The 14,326-nt window shown below is 68.7% G+C and carries 18 protein-coding genes; 9 read left to right on the top strand and 9 right to left on the bottom strand.

Annotation, left to right across the window (positions count from 1 at the left end):
* Genes ABIE21_RS07315 through ABIE21_RS07295 form a run of 5 tightly spaced genes read right to left on the bottom strand, consistent with a single transcriptional unit; the run spans position 1 to position 5,098 of the window.
* The gene (locus ABIE21_RS07315; protein ID WP_354024114.1) at positions 1 to 951 is read right to left on the bottom strand and encodes an N-acetylglucosamine kinase; all 951 of its coding nucleotides are present in this window, start codon (positions 949 to 951) and stop codon (positions 1 to 3) included.
* Positions 948 to 1,856 carry a carbohydrate ABC transporter permease gene (locus ABIE21_RS07310; RefSeq protein WP_354024113.1) on the bottom strand — a complete coding sequence of 303 codons (909 nt, stop codon included), beginning with the start codon at positions 1,854 to 1,856 and terminating at the stop codon, positions 948 to 950. The genes ABIE21_RS07315 and ABIE21_RS07310 overlap by 4 nt, the downstream gene beginning before the upstream one ends.
* A complete protein-coding gene (locus ABIE21_RS07305) occupies positions 1,856 to 2,797 on the bottom strand; it encodes a carbohydrate ABC transporter permease (protein ID WP_354024112.1) in 942 nt (313 codons plus the stop codon). Before ABIE21_RS07305 ends, ABIE21_RS07310 begins: the two co-directional genes overlap by 1 nt.
* A 32-nt stretch (positions 2,798 to 2,829) precedes the next feature.
* Positions 2,830 to 4,125, bottom strand: a complete 1,296-nt coding sequence (locus ABIE21_RS07300) for an ABC transporter substrate-binding protein (protein ID WP_354024111.1) — start codon at positions 4,123 to 4,125, stop codon at positions 2,830 to 2,832.
* Between the two features lie 34 nt (positions 4,126 to 4,159).
* Positions 4,160 to 5,098: an N-acetylmuramic acid 6-phosphate etherase gene (locus ABIE21_RS07295; RefSeq protein ID WP_354024110.1), complete on the bottom strand. Its 939-nt coding sequence runs from the start codon at positions 5,096 to 5,098 to the stop codon at positions 4,160 to 4,162.
* Positions 5,099 to 5,219: 121 nt separating this feature from the next.
* On the opposite strand from ABIE21_RS07295, the gene ABIE21_RS07290 reads away from it, so the two are divergent.
* The 8 genes from ABIE21_RS07290 (at position 5,220) to ABIE21_RS07255 (ending at position 11,353) form a co-directional block, all read left to right on the top strand.
* Positions 5,220 to 6,278, top strand: a complete 1,059-nt coding sequence (locus ABIE21_RS07290; RefSeq protein ID WP_354024109.1) for a serine hydrolase domain-containing protein — start codon at positions 5,220 to 5,222, stop codon at positions 6,276 to 6,278.
* Between the two features lie 7 nt (positions 6,279 to 6,285).
* On the top strand, positions 6,286 to 7,188 hold the full coding sequence (locus ABIE21_RS07285; RefSeq protein WP_354024108.1) for a MurR/RpiR family transcriptional regulator: 903 nt from the start codon (positions 6,286 to 6,288) through the stop codon (positions 7,186 to 7,188).
* A 54-nt stretch (positions 7,189 to 7,242) separates the two neighbouring features.
* Positions 7,243 to 7,698, top strand: coding sequence for a VOC family protein (locus ABIE21_RS07280; protein WP_354024107.1), 456 nt, complete (start codon positions 7,243 to 7,245; stop codon positions 7,696 to 7,698).
* Positions 7,699 to 7,751: 53 nt separating this feature from the next.
* On the top strand, positions 7,752 to 8,180 hold the full coding sequence (locus tag ABIE21_RS07275; RefSeq protein WP_354024106.1) for a hypothetical protein: 429 nt from the start codon (positions 7,752 to 7,754) through the stop codon (positions 8,178 to 8,180).
* Positions 8,181 to 8,270: 90 nt separating this feature from the next.
* Positions 8,271 to 8,630: a YciI family protein gene (locus tag ABIE21_RS07270; protein ID WP_354024105.1), complete on the top strand. Its 360-nt coding sequence runs from the start codon at positions 8,271 to 8,273 to the stop codon at positions 8,628 to 8,630.
* Positions 8,627 to 9,844 (top strand): RNA polymerase sigma factor, encoded by a 1,218-nt coding sequence (locus tag ABIE21_RS07265; protein WP_354024104.1) that lies wholly within the window; start codon positions 8,627 to 8,629, stop codon positions 9,842 to 9,844. The genes ABIE21_RS07270 and ABIE21_RS07265 overlap by 4 nt, the downstream gene beginning before the upstream one ends.
* 47 nt (positions 9,845 to 9,891) lie before the next feature.
* The gene (locus tag ABIE21_RS07260; protein WP_354024103.1) at positions 9,892 to 10,515 is read left to right on the top strand and encodes a TetR/AcrR family transcriptional regulator; all 624 of its coding nucleotides are present in this window, start codon (positions 9,892 to 9,894) and stop codon (positions 10,513 to 10,515) included.
* A gap of 52 nt (positions 10,516 to 10,567) precedes the next feature.
* Positions 10,568 to 11,353, top strand: coding sequence for an SDR family oxidoreductase (locus tag ABIE21_RS07255; RefSeq protein WP_354024102.1), 786 nt, complete (start codon positions 10,568 to 10,570; stop codon positions 11,351 to 11,353).
* Positions 11,354 to 11,374: 21 nt separating this feature from the next.
* Here ABIE21_RS07255 and ABIE21_RS07250 read toward each other — a convergent pair whose 3' ends face one another.
* Positions 11,375 to 12,154, bottom strand: a complete 780-nt coding sequence (locus tag ABIE21_RS07250) for a transposase (RefSeq protein ID WP_354024101.1) — start codon at positions 12,152 to 12,154, stop codon at positions 11,375 to 11,377.
* Positions 12,155 to 12,205: 51 nt separating this feature from the next.
* Positions 12,206 to 12,625 carry a CBS domain-containing protein gene (locus ABIE21_RS07245; RefSeq protein ID WP_354024100.1) on the bottom strand — a complete coding sequence of 140 codons (420 nt, stop codon included), beginning with the start codon at positions 12,623 to 12,625 and terminating at the stop codon, positions 12,206 to 12,208.
* A gap of 140 nt (positions 12,626 to 12,765) precedes the next feature.
* On the opposite strand from ABIE21_RS07245, the gene ABIE21_RS07240 reads away from it, so the two are divergent.
* Positions 12,766 to 13,251: a hypothetical protein gene (locus ABIE21_RS07240; protein WP_354024099.1), complete on the top strand. Its 486-nt coding sequence runs from the start codon at positions 12,766 to 12,768 to the stop codon at positions 13,249 to 13,251.
* On the opposite strand, the gene ABIE21_RS07235 is transcribed toward ABIE21_RS07240, so the two are convergent.
* Together ABIE21_RS07235 and ABIE21_RS07230 are read right to left on the bottom strand one after the other, a co-directional pair.
* Positions 13,248 to 14,024: an alpha/beta fold hydrolase gene (locus ABIE21_RS07235; RefSeq protein ID WP_354024098.1), complete on the bottom strand. Its 777-nt coding sequence runs from the start codon at positions 14,022 to 14,024 to the stop codon at positions 13,248 to 13,250. The two genes, ABIE21_RS07240 and ABIE21_RS07235, sit on opposite strands and share 4 nt — an antisense overlap.
* Positions 14,025 to 14,042: 18 nt before the next feature.
* Complete coding sequence (locus tag ABIE21_RS07230) at positions 14,043 to 14,264, bottom strand: DUF2945 domain-containing protein (protein ID WP_354024097.1); 222 nt, start codon at positions 14,262 to 14,264, stop codon at positions 14,043 to 14,045.
* Between the last annotated feature and the right edge of the window lie 62 nt (positions 14,265 to 14,326).

Here is a 14,326-nt window from a genome sequence, read left to right as displayed (position 1 = left end):
TCAGCGCCCCGCAACCCAGATGTGTTGCTCGCGACTGTCGAGGTCGCCTGACTCGCCGAGCCTCCGCGCGAGCCGCACCGCGCCGTCGAGTGACGAGCCGAGCGGTTCGCGCAGGTCGACGTCGGGGCGCAGGCGGGCGAACTCCGTGCGGAACGCCTCGACGAAGACGCCTCCGGCGTCGAACACCCCGCCGGAGGTGGAGGCGAGCCCCGGCACTCCGTCGATCAATGCCGCGGAGAGCGAGCGTGCCACCTGCTCGCCGGCGCCGCGCATGATGACTGTCGCGGGAGCGTCGTCGTCTGCCGCGAGGGCCGCCACCGCGGGCGCGAAGCCGGCGAGCACGCCCGCGCGGTCCTGCCGGGTGTAGAACTGGGCGGGCCACGTCTGCGGGTCGCCGAAGCGCTCGCGGGCGGCCGCGAGCAGCGGTTCAGCCAGGTCGTCGACACCGTCGTGTGCGCGAGCCGCCGCGCGCAGCCCCTCCATGCCGATCCAGGCGCCGGCGCCGCGGTCGCCGAGCAGGTGTCCCCACCCGTCGACGCGGTGCCAGATCCGGTCGAGGTCGGTGGCGAAGGCGATCGAGCCGGTGCCCACGGCGACCACGGCGCCGCCCTCGCCGCCGAGGGCACCGAGGTGGGTGGTCACGGCGTCGGTCGCGAGGGCGATCGGCACCGCCGGGTTGAGTGCGGCGAGCGCGTCGACGGCGGCGCGGGGATCGGCGACGAGGGTGGCGAGACCGGTTGCGCCGACCGCGATGCCGCTCAGCTGCGTCGACTCGGCGGGCCAGTCGTGAGCCACCCGCCGCAGCAGGTCGGCCGCGACATCCGCGATGCTGCTGCCGCCCTCGGCGATTCTCGCTCGTTCGCCACCGAGGAGCCGCGGCGGCGAGCCCGGCCCGGCGAGCACGGCACGGCTGCCGCTTCCGCCGATGTCGATCCCGACCACCCAGGTCATTTGCTCATTCCGGCGGTGAGCCCCGAGACGATCTGCTTGGTGGCGAGCAGGAACAGCACCACGAGCGGGATCGTCGCGAGTGTGAGCCCGGCGAAGAGGGTGGCCCAGTCGGTCTGGTACTCGCCGAAGAACCGGGTGATGCCCACCGGCAGCGTGTAGGCGTTCTGGTCGCGGATGAGGATGAGCGGGTAGAAGAAGTCGTTCCACACCGGCACGAATCGGAACACGACCACCGTCGCGATCGCGGGACGCACGAGCGGCAGGTGCACCCGGAAGAAGGTGGTGAACGACCCGGCGCCGTCGAGCCGGGCGGCTTCGTCGAGTTCGATCGGCAGTTGCCGGAAGAAGCTCGCGAGCACGAACGTCGAGAACGGTATGCCGAGGGCGCCGTAGACGAGGATCAGGCTCCACAGGTTGCTGATCATGCCGAGGCTGTCGAGCAGGAAGAACAGCGGCAGGATTGCCAGGTACACCGGCAGCATGAGCCCTGATAGGAACAGCGCTTCGATCGCGGCGAACAGTTTCGACTTCGTGCGGGCGAAAGCGTAGGCGGCCAGCAGCGACACCACGGTCGACAGCACGACCGACGCCACTGTCACGACGATCGAGTTGACGAAGTAGGTCTCGAAAGACGCGGTGACCCACGCCTTCTGGTAGCTCGAGAACGTCGGCGCGATCGGGAAGCCGATGGGGTTGGACGCCATCTCCTGCGTCGTGCGGAAGGAGTTGCTGACCATGAGCACGAGCGGGGCGATGGAGATGAGCGCGTACACCCAGAGCAGGGTGGATGCCGTGGCGTCCTTGAGGGAGAAGCCCCTGCGGCGCTTGGGCGGGCGGGCGTCGAGACGCGGTTCCTCGAGTATGCGGTCGGCCTCGGTGGGCAGTACCGGTGTGATCGATGCCATCAGTAGAGCTTCCGTTCGGCCTTGCGCATGAACCAGGTGATGAAGACTGCGACTCCGAAGATGAACACGAAGAGCAGGGTGGCGATCGCCGACGACGTGCCGATGGCGTTGGACGCCCCCGACTCGAAGGCGGTGCGGTAGAACAGCAGGCTGAGGACGTCTGTCGCGCCAGCCGGCGAGCCCTGCGAGCCGCCCAGGGCGTACGGGATCGCGAAGGCTTCCATCGCTCCGATGAAGGTGAGCACGCTCACGGTGCCGATGGCGGGGGTGAGCAGCGGAAAGGTGACCTCGCGGAAGCGCTGCCAGGACGAAGCGCCGTCGAGAGACGCGGCCTCTTCGATCTCCTGCGGGATGCCGCCGAGCGCTGCGCCGTAGAGCAGCACCGGGAACCCGACCCACTGCCACGCCGTCACGAACACGACGACCCAGATGGCCGTGGCCGGGTTGCCGAGCCATGGCTGGGCGAACTCCTCGAGGCCGACCGCCTTGAGGATGAAGTTCACCGGCCCGAAGAGCGGCGACAGCATGAGCGACCACAGGTACCCGACGACGAGCGGCGACACGAGATAGGGGAGCGTGAAGATCGTCTGGAAGAACCGCTTGAACCGCTTGAGGCGGTGGAGCAGAACCGCGAGCCCGAGACCGACGGTGTTCTGGAACACCATGGCACCCACGAACAACAGGACGTTATGGAAGAACGCGTTCGGCACCTGGTCGCGGTACGGCAGCTTCGTGAACAGCGTCACGTAGTTGTCGAGCACCGAGAAGTCGCCGCGCACGATGCCCGTCCAGTTGAAGAAGGAGTAGCTGAGCGCGGTCAACAGCGGGTACAGGACGAAGACGGTGAAGAGGATCAGGGCGGGAAGGATGAAGACCAAACCCGTGCGCTTGGACAGGGTTATGCCGATGTGCCGGCTCCTGCGCGTGTTCGTAACGGACATGGTCTTCATTCCTTCTCGCCTATTCGGTCGTGCTACTTGGTGGGTGTGAACCACTGGGAGATGCCGGTCTGCAGGGTGGAGGCGGCGCCAGCGGCATCCTGCTCACCCAGCAGCATCTTCTGAACCTGCTGGCCCAGAACGGCGGTACCGAGCGGCTCACCGTAACGGAAGTTCACCAGCAGCAGGTACGGTGCCTTGCTCTTCTCGTAGTTGTCCCACGCCTCGGCCATGACCTTGTCGGAGTACTCCACTCCGGGCACGGCGGAGAACTGGTTCAGGTCGTCGGCGACGAGCTGCCCGAACTCGGGGGTGGCGAACCAGTTGAGCAGCTTGAACGCGGCCTCCTTGTTGGGCGACTTCGAGTTGATCGCGAAGTTGCCGTCGGCGTAGGCGGGCGTGACGGGTGCCTCGGCGACTGCCTTGGGAGGCAGCGGCACCTGGTAGGAGCCGATGTTCATGTCGGGTGCCTGCGTCGAGAAGGTCGCGATCTCGAACGAGCCGCCCGGGAACTGCGCCGCCTGCCCGGAGGTGAACTGGATCTGGCTGTCGGTGTAGCTGACGCCGACGACATCCGGAGTCATGTACTTCTTCATGTCCTCGACCAATTGCAGCGAGGCGACGTAGTCGGGGTCCTCGAAGGTGGCGCTGCCGTCGAGCACCTTCTTCTCGAACTCGCTTCCGCCATAGCGGCCGGAGCCGATGATGTCGGCGAAGATCGGCAGGATCCAGTCGTCCTTCGCGCCCAGCGCGATGGGAGTGACGTCGTTGGCGAGCAGCGTCTCGTTCACCGCGACGAACTCCTTCCAGGTGGTGGGCACCTCGAGGTCGTTCTCCTTGAAGATGTCTTTGTTGTAGAACATCTGCAGGGTCTGGGTGGCGAGCGGCACCGCGTAGGTCTTGCCGTCTTCCTTGCCGACGGCGCCCGCGATCACGCTCGGGGCGATCTCGTCGAGGCCGTCGACCTTGCCGTCGATCGGCTCGAGCTGTCCGGCGACGATGTTCGGCTGCAGCTGCCCGTAGGCGCGCACCATCGGGATGTCGGGTCCGTCGCTGCCGGCGAGTCCCGTCGTCAAGATCTGGTTGTACTCGGTGTTCTGGAATGCCTCGAACTCGACGGTGACGCCGGGGTTCTCCTTCTCGTAGACGTCGAAGATCGAGTTGTACTTCTCGATGTCCTCGGTGCGCCACGACCAGACCTTCAGGGTCACGTCGTCGGCGGAGTCCGAGCTGTCGGCGCCGGTGCCGGCGGGAGCCGACGGAGCGCAGCCGCTCAGCAGCATTGCTGAGCCGGCGGCGAACGCGGCGAGGGTGAGAAGTTTGCGCCTCATGGTTGATCTCCTTCTGGGGTGGATTGCGTGGTGGTCAGGATGAAACGGTGGCGAGACCCGCGAGCGCGTCGCGCACGGATTCCGAGTTCTGGGCGAGCGATGCACGGGCCGAGTCCGCGTCGACTCCGGCGACCGAGGCGACGATCGCGACCTTGAGGTCGCCTCCGGCCGCGCCGAGTGCGGCCTGGCTCTCCGCCTCGCTCAGATCGGTCGCCTGCATGAGGATGCGCACGGTGCGTCGGCGCAGCTTCTCGTTGCTGGCGACGACCGAGACCATGAGGTTCGACCAGGTGCGGCCGAGCGCGATCATCAACGCGGTGGAAAAGCCGTTGAGCGCCAGCTTCTCGGCGGTTCCGGCCTTGAGCCTGGTGGAGCCGGTGACGACCTCGGGCCCGGTCTCGAGCAGTACGACCGTGTCGGCGAGCGGCGCGAGCGAGGCTCGGGAGTTGGACGAGATGAGCGCGGTGTACGCGCCGGCATCGCGCGCCGCGGCGAGCGCGCCGCCGACATACGGGGTGTTGCCAGAGGCGGCGAGGCCGATCGCGACGTCGTTCGGGCCGAGGCCGTCGGCGTCGGCGCGGCCCTCTTCCTGCGAGTCTTCGACGTTCTCCACCGACTTGACCAGCGCAGCGGGGCCGCCGGCCATGTGGGCGACGACGACGCCGGAGTCCAGGTTGTAGGTGGGCAGCAGCTCGGCCGCGTCGAGCACCGCGAGACGGCCCGAGGTTCCCGCGCCGAAGTAGTGCACCGACCCTCCGCGCCGGATGCGGTCTGCGGCGACGTCGACGAGCTCGGCCAGATCGGCGGCGGCGTCGGTGACCGCGTCGACCGCGACCCGGTCCTGAGAGGCGAGCAGGTTCAGGATCTCGAGAGACGACATCGTGTCGAGCCCCATCGACGCCTCGAGACGTCGCTCCGTCGCCGGCAGGTAGTCGTCGCCGTCGAGCATCGGGTCGGTTGCGGGATGTCGCATCGTAGGAACTCCTTCATTCTCATGCCTGGCCGAGTGTGCGGCTGTGAAGCAGTATGGAGCAAATTCACGCGATTGCAAACACTTATGGGGATTTTCTTCACACGCCTGTAACAATGGTGTGATGACGTCACTCGACACCCTGCTCACCGAGGCCACCTCGGGAGACCGGCCCGTGGCATCCGCGGCGGTCGCGATGGTGAGCATCGACGGCGACGTCGTCGAGGCCTTCGCCGGGGTGCACACTCGCGCGCACGGTGACGGGGGAGTGCCGCCCGCCCCGACCAGCATGGATACGAGATTCGACCTCGCGTCGATCACCAAGCTGTTCACGGCCGCCGCGCTGCTCGTCGCTCTCGACGAGCGCGGACTGCGCGACCACGACCTCGTCGCCGACGTGCTTCCCGAGTTCCGCGATGGTCGAGCCCGCGCGACCACGTTCGCCGACCTCCTCCGCCACACGGCCGGCTGGCCCGCGGAATGGCCCGACCGAGTGCGCGACGACGGTGCCTGGCGCCGGTTTCGATCCGCCCAGCCCGAGGCCACGCCCGGTGACCGCCACCGGTATTCGTGCGTCGGCTACATCTGGGCGGGGCTCGCCGCCGAGGCCGTCGCGGGCGAGCGCCTCGACGCAGTGGTGCGTCGCGTGATCCTCGACCCGCTCGGCCTGCAGGAGACGGGATTCGCGCCGGAGGCCGCCCTCCGGGGATCGATTGCGGCGACCGAGGTGCAGCCTCCGCGCGGACTGGTGCACGGCAAGGTCCACGACGAGACGGCCTGGGCGCTGGGCGGTATCGCCGGAAATGCCGGTCTGTTCGGCAGCGCCGCCGACCTCCTGCGATTCGCCGAGCTGCTTCGGCGGGGCGGGACTACGGGCTCGCGCCGAGTGCTGCCCGAGTGGGTCGTCGAGGCGATGACGACCGACCGTCTGCCCTCCGCCGTGGGGGAGCGGCCGCCGTACGGTCAAGCGCTCGGGCCACGGATCGCCGACACGGCGTGGATGGGGTCGCTCGCCGCACGCGGCGCGATCGGGCACACCGGCTTCACCGGCACGAGCCTGCTCACCGTGCCCGGTGGTGCGCACTCTGTAATAATCCTTACCAACCGCGTTCATCCGTCGCGGCACGGGCCCGATCTCGGCGCACTTCGCCGCCGGATCGCCGACGATGCAGCGCACCTCTAGGAGCACCATGTCCACCGATGTCCTGCTCGCGCTCCGTCAGCGCCTCCCGACGCTCAGCAACGTCGAACGCCGAATCGCCGAGGCCGTTCTCGAGAACCCGTCAATCGTGATCGACTCCACGATCAACGAGCTGGCCGCGCATTGCGCGACGTCGCAGGCGAGCGTGGCGCGGCTGTGCCAGTCGGTCGGCTTCTCCGGCTACCGCGATTTCCGGATGGCGCTTGCCTCCGCCCTCAGCCGGGAGCAGGCCGACCGCGACCACTTCCAGGTCGCCGACGCCGACATCGACCCGGCCGACAGCGCGCTCGACGTGGTCACCAAGGTGGCGTACCAGGAGGCGAGGGCGATTGAGGAGACCGCACGAGCCCTCGACCTCGTCGCGCTCGACGCCGTGGTCGAGGCGCTGCGCAACGCACCGCGCATCGACATCTTCGGCGTGGCGTCGAGCGGTCTCACGGGGCAGGATCTGCACCAGAAGCTGCACCGCATCGGCTTCAGCTCGTACTGCTGGGTCGACACGCACCTCGCCCTGACCTCGGTGGCGCTGAGCCGGCCCGGTTGTGTCGCCATCGGAATCTCGCATTCCGGCCTCTCGGTCGAGACGAACCACAGCCTCGAGATCGCGAAGGCCGCCGGTGCGACCACAGTTGCAATCACCAACTTCCCCGAGTCGCCGCTCGGTTCCCTCGCCGATCTCGTGCTGGCAACGAGCGCACGCGAGACTCGCTACCGCTCGGGAGCGATGGCGAGCCGCATCGCGCAGATGGCGCTCGTCGACTTTCTCGTCGTGCGCCTGCTGCAGGGCAACTACGAGGCTGCGGACGAATCGCTGCGCCTCACGTACGACGCCGTTCAGGCGCACCGACTCGACTACGGCCGCAGCACGTCCGGCTGGAAGGGCCGCGCCTGACCGACCGGGTTGCGGCTGGCGAAGCCGCCAGGCCACCTCGCTAGCATGAGTCGCATGCCCATCACACTGGAGAATGTCGGCATCGCCGTTCGCGATCTCGACGCGACTATCGCCTTCTTCACCGACCTCGGTCTCGTCGTGGTCGGCCGCGACACCGTCAGCGGCGACTGGACCGACACCGCCGTCGGCCTCGACGGCAACCACGCCAGAATCGCCATGCTGCAGACGCCAGACGGCCACGGCCGACTCGAGCTCTTCGAGTACATCCACCCTGAGGCGATCGAGACGCAGCCCACGCTTCCGAACGAGATCGGTATGCACCGCGTCGCCTTCTCGGTCGACGACATCGACGAAGCCCTCGCAATCGCCGCGAAGCACGGCTGCCACCCATTGCGCGGGGTGGCCACGTATGAAGACGTCTACAAGCTCACCTACGTGCGCGGGCCGAGCGGCATCATCGTGATGCTCGCCGAAGAGCTGAAGAAGGATGGCACACCGCCGGTCGAGTAGGCCGCCCGCGAAACCGCTCTCGCCCTCGAACCCGGCGTGTGCCACTATGGGGCATGAGTACGAATATTGCTCGGGTTGCGGTTGTCGCTCTGGCGCTCACCGCGGGACTCACGTTGAGCGGATGCACTGTCAATACGAGCGGCGTCTCCGCGTTCGACCGCGAGCAGACGGCAGACGACGAGGTGCCGACGGCGATCATCGAGGCGTCCGACCTCGCGCCGGATTCGACGCGGCTTCTCGCAGAGATTGAGGAGACGCCGTATTTCGCAGCGAAAATGGCCAACTCCTCGAACCTCTGTCTGGTGCATGTTCGTGACGCGGACGACTGGGGAGTGGCGTGCTCTCCAGGACTGCCGTTGACGTCGACCGGCTCTGACGGCAAAGAGGTCCTGTTCACCGCGGGCGGCAGGCTGCCCGACGCCAACGGCTGGCACTTCGTCGCCGACAACATCGCGATCAGAGACGCATCGTCGGGCGAATAGCCCTTCTCGCTAATGTCGAGAATGCCGCAGCGGCTACGACTCATGCGTGAAGGTGCTCATCCGGGGCATCCGAAATTCAAGGAGTGAACGATGAAGTACATGATCGCCATGTTCGGAAGCGCGTCAGAGATGGGCGCCACGAAGACGCCCGAGTGGATCAACGAGATGATCGCGTTCATGATCGACATCGACGTGAGGCTGCGTGCCTCCGGCGAGATGGTCTACAACGAGGGTCTCGCCGACGGCAGCCAGGCCAAGGTCGTGCGGCTCGAGAACGGGCAGCCCGTCGCGACCGACGGTCCGTTCGCGGAGGCGAAGGAGTCGATCATCGGATTCTGGATCGTCGACGTCGCGAGCGAGGAGCGCGCGCTCGAGATCTGCGGCGAGATCGTGCAGTGGTCGGAGGTCGTCGAGCTGCGTCCGGTTCCGGCGGGGCCGCCCGTTCAGTGAGCTCGGACCGCGCCGTCGTCGACCTGCTGCGCGAGCTGGCGCCGCAGGTCGTCGGCATGCTCGCGCGCAGGCACGGTCAGTGGGACCTCGCCGAGGACGCCGTGCAGGAGGCGCTGCTCGCGGCCAGCGCCCAGTGGGCGGATGCCGGAATCCCCGACAATCCGCGCGCCTGGCTGCTCGCCGTGGCATCCCGCCGCTTCATCGACGCGGTGCGCAGCGACAGCGCTCGGCGTGAGCGGGAGAACACGGTCGCGGCGCTCGAGACGCGCGGCGAGGTGTCGGACCACGACGACTCGCTCACCCTGCTCTACCTCTGCTGTCATCCCGCCCTGTCGCAGCCGTCGCAGCTCGCCCTCACACTACGCGCCGTCGGCGGCCTCACCACCGCCGAGATCGCAAAGGCGTTTCTCGTTCCCGAGTCGACCATGGCGCAGCGCATCAGCAGGGCAAAGCAGCAGATCCGCGCGGCCGGTCTCGCATTCGAGCCGCCGCCTCCCGCCGAGCGCGCCGAACGGCTCGCGGTCGTGCTGCAGGTGCTCTACCTGATCTTCAACGAGGGCTACACGCCGGGGTCGCGCACCTCGGCGTCGGGCGCCGACCTCACCGACGAGGCGATACGGATGACGCGGATGCTTCGGGCCGGTCTCCCATCGAACGGAGAAGTAGCCGGACTCCTGGCGCTCATGCTGCTCACCGACGCCCGGCGTCCCGCGCGCGAGCTCGCCGACGGGATGCTCGTGCCGCTCGCCGACCAGGACCGCTCGCGGTGGGTCGCGCCGCTCATCGCCGAGGGCGTCGAGCTGCTCGACGCGACGCTCGGCGCCTGCCCCGTCGGGCCGTACCAGCTGCAGGCCGCGATCGCGGCCCTGCACGACGAGGCGGCGACGGCGGATGCCACGGACTGGCCGCAGATACTCGCCCTGTACACGGTGCTCGAGCAGGTGGCGCCCGGGCCGGTCGTCACGCTGAACCGCGCCGTGGCTGTCGCGATGGTCGATGGTCCCCGCGCCGGGCTCGCGCTGCTCGGCACGATCGCGGCCGAGCCGGGCATCGCGCACACCCACCGCTACGACGTGGTGCGCGGTCACCTGCTCGAGCTCGCCGGGGAGCCCGCGGCAGCGGCGGAGGCGTACCGCGCGGCGATGCGCGGAACGGCGAGCGTCGCCGAGCGGCGGCACCTCGCGCTGAAGGTGGCTCGCATCGCCGGCTCCTAGTCCAAACTTCTAGACACCTGTCCAGAAGTTAGCGTAGGCTGGCGAGTATGGAACGCGCCGACGCGATCGTCACCCCGCTGCACGAGACCCGCAAGGGCATCCGCTCGTCCGGCGATCCGCGGGTGACCCGCACGCGTCAGGCGATTCTCGACTCCGTGGCGGAACTCGCTGCGGGGGACGGGCCGATCACTGTCGCCGCGATCGTGCGAACCGCCGGCATCGGCCGCAGCTCGTTCTACACCCACTTCTCGGGCATCGACGAACTCGCGGTTCAGGTTCTGCGCGGCGCCTTCGAATCGATCGGTGCCGAAGACGTCGAACTGCGGCGCCACCACATCGTCAGCGGAGCCGAGGCGGCGCGGCTCGCGCAGGTGCGCCTGGTCGGACACCTCGTTCAGCACCGCGCCCTCTACGCGAGCATGCTCGCGCTTCCCTTCACCTCCGCGGTCTTCACACAGGCCGTCGAGGGCTACGCGGCGCAGGTGCGGGCGACGATCGCCCTGCTTCCTGAAATTCCACACGGTCTCTCTGCCGATGCCGTCGCGATCTACACCGCATCCGGTTCTCTCGGTCTGCTCGCGCACTGGATCCGCAGCGACGATCCCGTCTCGGCAGACGAACTCGTCGACCAGCTCATGTCGCTCCTGCCCGCCTGGCTCGCTGCGCCGTAAGACCCCGCCGGCACCGTCGTCGGCGAGATGAGAAACGAAAGTTGAACCCGAAATGACAAGAAAGTACGTAGTCTCCGGCGCCGCATCCGGAATCGGCAAGGCCCTCACCGAGCAGCTCCGCTCCGAAGGCAAGACCGTGATCGGAGTCGACCTCCGCGACACCGACGTTAACGTCGACCTCACCACGGTCGAGGGCCGCACCGAGCTCGTCTCGAAGGTCACCGAGCTCAGCGGCGGAACGATCGACGCGATCGTCGCCGTCGCCGGCCTCGCAGCACCGATCCCCGCGACCGTCGGAGTCAACTACTTCGGAACGATCGCCACCCTCGAGGGGCTTCGCCCGCTGCTCGCGGGTTCGGATGCGCCTCGCGCCGCGCTCGTGGCCTCCCTCGCGGCGCTCGAGCCCATCGACCCGCCGTTGCACGCGGCGCTGCTCGCGGGCGACGAGCCGAAGGCTCTCGAACTCGCGACGGCCATCGCCGACGCACCCACCGATACGCCGAGCAACGCGATCTACAACACGAGCAAGAACGCGATCGCGCTCTGGGTCCGCGAGAACGCACCGACGGATGACTGGGCGGGCGCGGGAATCCCGCTCAACGCCGTCGCTCCCGGTGTGATCGCGACGCCGATGACCGCCGCGATCCTCGAAACCGAGGAAGGACGTGCGGCGATGGCCGCAGGTGCCCCGTCGCCGCTCAACGGTCCCGCGGCGCCGGCTGCCGCCCCCGCCGCGCTGCTCGCGTGGCTCACGAGTGAACAGAACACCCATGTGACCGGCCAGATCGTCTACATCGACGGCGGCGCCGACTCGATCCGTCGACCCGGGTCGATCTAAGCCGCGCGGGGGGGCGCGCGGTCAGTCGTCGAGCGCGGCCCTGGCCCTGTCGACGGCGCGCGCCGCCTTCTTGCGCTCCTTCTCCGTGCGCTCCACGGCCCGTGCGGAGTCGAGCAGCTCGCCCTCGAGGTCGGCGAGCTGCTCGCGCAGGTCGTCGCGCTCGCTCTCGAGCGACGCCCGGTCGTCGGCCGCGTCGCGCGCGGCCCGTTCCGCCGTGCGCAGCGCGTCCTCCGCGGCCTCGAGCGCCTTGCGCGCCTTGGCGAGATCCTGCGGCGACGAGCGCACGGCGCGCAGCGGCGCCCGGGGAACATCCCCGGCGACGGCCCCCTCGAGGTCCACGTCCTCGACGCCGTCGCTCGAGAGCGCGCGCACCAGCCGGGCGGATGACACGGCCGCGGCAGCGGAGGCATCCGTCATCGCCGCCTGGAGCGTTCGCTCCACGTCGACCACGGCCGCCGGGTTGATCGCGTGGCCGGCGCCCTTTGCGAGCGCTGCCGCCTGCTTCGCGAGCGCCGACACGAGAGCGCGCCGCTGCTTGCCGAGCTTCGTGAGGGTCGCGCGGTCGAGATCGTCCTGGGCGTCGCGCAGCGATTCGCCGAGCGCGAGCAGTTGAGCGACCTCGTCGGGGCGCTCGCGCGCCAGCAGATTGGCGGCCCACGCGGGTGCGGACGGCTTGGGCAGCGCCTTCACCGCCGCTCCGAGCTCTCCGCCCAGCTGCTTGGCGCGGTCGTTGCGCGCCGCGGTGAACTCGGTCGGCAGCAGGGCGTAGAGCTCGGACGCAACGCTCTCAAGGTCGGGCATTGCACCATTCTGGCGCAGCGAGCCGGCCGGCCGGGCTACGTGGGCTCGGAGCTACGTCGGCTCGGAGATCTCGGTGACGAGCTCGCCGACCGCCGCCTCGGGCATAAACGCCGCGATGTCGGCCTGGCTGATGATGCCCACGAGCATGTGGTTCTCGATCACGGGCAGCCGGCGCACCTTGTGCTGCTTCATCGTCTCGAGCACCGTCTCCACGTCGAAGTCGGCGTCGACAGTGACGGGTTTGCCCTGGCCGAGGCTGCCGGCCGTCGCCGTGTAGGGGTCGCCGCCCTCGGCTAGGCACTTCACCACGATGTCGCGGTCGGTGAGCATGCCCTTGAGCTTGCCGTCTTCGCCGCAGATCGGCAGCGAACCCACATCGAGCCGCTGCATCGTGCGTGCCGCCTCCTGCAGCGTGTTGTTCTCGGGGACGCATTCGACCCCGGGCGTCATGACATCTCTCGCGGTGGCCATCGGGCTACCTCCTCGCTCTCGGGTACGAAAGTACGCCGCTCGAACTCACCGCTCCACAGGTTGACAGCGCGCCCTGGACGCATCATGCGAGTTTCGCTCAACCTATTGCCGAGACTCGGGGATGCTGCGAGGCTGGCACGATGCACACGGGCTCCATCACACGCACGCGCGTACGCCGTCTCTGGGCCGTCGCCCTCGGATTCGCCGCCGCATCCGTTCTCGTCGGCTGCACCTTCTCCGCGTCGGCCGGGCAGCCGACCGAGTCGCCCGAGGCGGCCACGCAGCAAGCGGCAGTCACCGCCGAGGAGACCTGCGCGCAGCTGATCGACGTCAACACCGTGCTGTACAACGAGAAGATCGCGCTCGACGAGGGCCGCATCGCCGCCGTCGAGTACGGCCAGGTGCAGCAGCTCGTAGGTCGCATGGTGCACCGCATAGACGTGGCGCCCGACACCGCCTTGGCCGAGACGGTCGCCACGCTGCGCATCGTGGTCGGCACGTACGCCCCGGGCGGCACGACGTTCGACGCGACCACCGACCAGTGGGCCGCGGTGTTCGCCGACGCGCGCGAGGAGTGCACCCGCGCCGGAGTCGCCTTCTACACCGAGGGCTGGACGGGCGGCTAGGTCTTCTTCAGAAACGCGATCGCCGCGTCGCGGAACGCCCGCGAGGTCGGCGCGTTGAAGTGGTTGCGTCCGGGGATCTCGAAGAACGCCTCGCCGGCCGCGGAGGCGAGGGCGCGTGACGCGTCGATGATCGGATCCTCGCTGCCCGTGGCGAAGAGCACCGGCTGCGGGGGAGCGTTCTCGGGGCCGGGCTGGGGGCCGCCGCGCATGCCCTCGACGAGGGAGACGAGCGCGGCGAGGTCGTTGCCCTCGATGCCGCTGGCCATCTGCAGGTACGTGCCGGTGAGCCGGTCGGTGATCTCGTGCCCGTGCGTGATGTGCGCCCGCGCCTCGTCGATGCGGAAACGCGTGAGCGGGTCGCCGTCGGGGATCCCGCCGAGAACGACGCGCGAGATTCGGTCGGGCAGCTCGCGGGCCGCAGCCCAGCCCACGCGGGCGCCGAGCGAGTAGCCCACATAGTCGACCTCGTCGAGCATAAAAGTGTCGAGCACCGTGAGCACGTCTCCGACGAGGGCGTCCATCGAGTACGACGAGATGTGGTGCGGCTTGTCGCTCGCCCCGTGACCTCGCTGGTCGATCGCGATCACGTGGTAGCCGGCGCGTGTGAGGTCACGCACCCAGCCGGTCGCGTGCCAGTTGAGCAGCGCGCTCGACGCGAAGCCGTGCACCGCGAGAACCGTGGGCGCATCCGGGTCGCCGAATTCGTAGGTGGCGATGTTGGTGCCGTCCGGCGCGAGCACGGATCGGGCGGGCGGGATCTCGGGCGATAGCATCCCGTCTATTGAACCAGTTCAGGCGTCGTTGCTGCGCAGCGACCGCAGCGCCTGACCCTTGTGGGCTGCGCGCGCCCCGGTCTTCTTCGACTCGACGATGAAGGCGGGTTCGTCGGATGTCGCGGTGAAATGCTGCCCGGCGAACTGGAAGTCGCTCGTCTTCTTCTCGACCACGTGTCCGCTCGTTCGGCCCTGCGACGTCTGCCAGCTCACTCTGTCACCCACGGAAATGCTGCTCATCCCCTCACGCTAACGGTGTGAGCAATCCCCGGAGTAGGGGTTGCGCGCCCCGGGAGCCTGCC

It is taken from the genome of Conyzicola nivalis (genome assembly GCF_040548875.1).
GTDB lineage: Bacteria > Actinomycetota > Actinomycetes > Actinomycetales > Microbacteriaceae > Conyzicola > Conyzicola nivalis_A.
The sequence above is the reverse complement of the archived record's forward strand: the minus strand, read 5'-3'. Positions and strand labels throughout refer to the sequence as shown.

Excerpts from the sequence above, each read along its gene's own strand:
- ABIE21_RS07285 (WP_354024108.1), top strand. The coding sequence starts at position 6,286 with ATGTCCACCGATGTCCTGCTCGCGCTCCGTCAGCGCCTCCCGACGCTC.
- ABIE21_RS07250 (WP_354024101.1), bottom strand. The coding sequence starts at position 12,154 with ATGCCCGACCTTGAGAGCGTTGCGTCCGAGCTCTACGCCCTGCTGCCG.
- ABIE21_RS07290 (WP_354024109.1), top strand. The coding sequence starts at position 5,220 with ATGACGTCACTCGACACCCTGCTCACCGAGGCCACCTCGGGAGACCGG.
- ABIE21_RS07300 (WP_354024111.1), bottom strand. The coding sequence starts at position 4,125 with ATGAGGCGCAAACTTCTCACCCTCGCCGCGTTCGCCGCCGGCTCAGCA.
- ABIE21_RS07255 (WP_354024102.1), top strand. The coding sequence starts at position 10,568 with ATGACAAGAAAGTACGTAGTCTCCGGCGCCGCATCCGGAATCGGCAAG.
- ABIE21_RS07310 (WP_354024113.1), bottom strand. The coding sequence starts at position 1,856 with ATGGCATCGATCACACCGGTACTGCCCACCGAGGCCGACCGCATACTC.
- ABIE21_RS07240 (WP_354024099.1), top strand. The coding sequence starts at position 12,766 with ATGCACACGGGCTCCATCACACGCACGCGCGTACGCCGTCTCTGGGCC.
- ABIE21_RS07235 (WP_354024098.1), bottom strand. The coding sequence starts at position 14,024 with ATGCTATCGCCCGAGATCCCGCCCGCCCGATCCGTGCTCGCGCCGGAC.
- ABIE21_RS07270 (WP_354024105.1), top strand. The coding sequence starts at position 8,271 with ATGAAGTACATGATCGCCATGTTCGGAAGCGCGTCAGAGATGGGCGCC.
- ABIE21_RS07295 (WP_354024110.1), bottom strand. The coding sequence starts at position 5,098 with ATGCGACATCCCGCAACCGACCCGATGCTCGACGGCGACGACTACCTG.
- ABIE21_RS07245 (WP_354024100.1), bottom strand. The coding sequence starts at position 12,625 with ATGGCCACCGCGAGAGATGTCATGACGCCCGGGGTCGAATGCGTCCCC.
- ABIE21_RS07315 (WP_354024114.1), bottom strand. The coding sequence starts at position 951 with ATGACCTGGGTGGTCGGGATCGACATCGGCGGAAGCGGCAGCCGTGCC.
- ABIE21_RS07305 (WP_354024112.1), bottom strand. The coding sequence starts at position 2,797 with ATGTCCGTTACGAACACGCGCAGGAGCCGGCACATCGGCATAACCCTG.
- ABIE21_RS07260 (WP_354024103.1), top strand. The coding sequence starts at position 9,892 with ATGGAACGCGCCGACGCGATCGTCACCCCGCTGCACGAGACCCGCAAG.
- ABIE21_RS07275 (WP_354024106.1), top strand. The coding sequence starts at position 7,752 with ATGAGTACGAATATTGCTCGGGTTGCGGTTGTCGCTCTGGCGCTCACC.
- ABIE21_RS07230 (WP_354024097.1), bottom strand. The coding sequence starts at position 14,264 with ATGAGCAGCATTTCCGTGGGTGACAGAGTGAGCTGGCAGACGTCGCAG.
- ABIE21_RS07280 (WP_354024107.1), top strand. The coding sequence starts at position 7,243 with ATGCCCATCACACTGGAGAATGTCGGCATCGCCGTTCGCGATCTCGAC.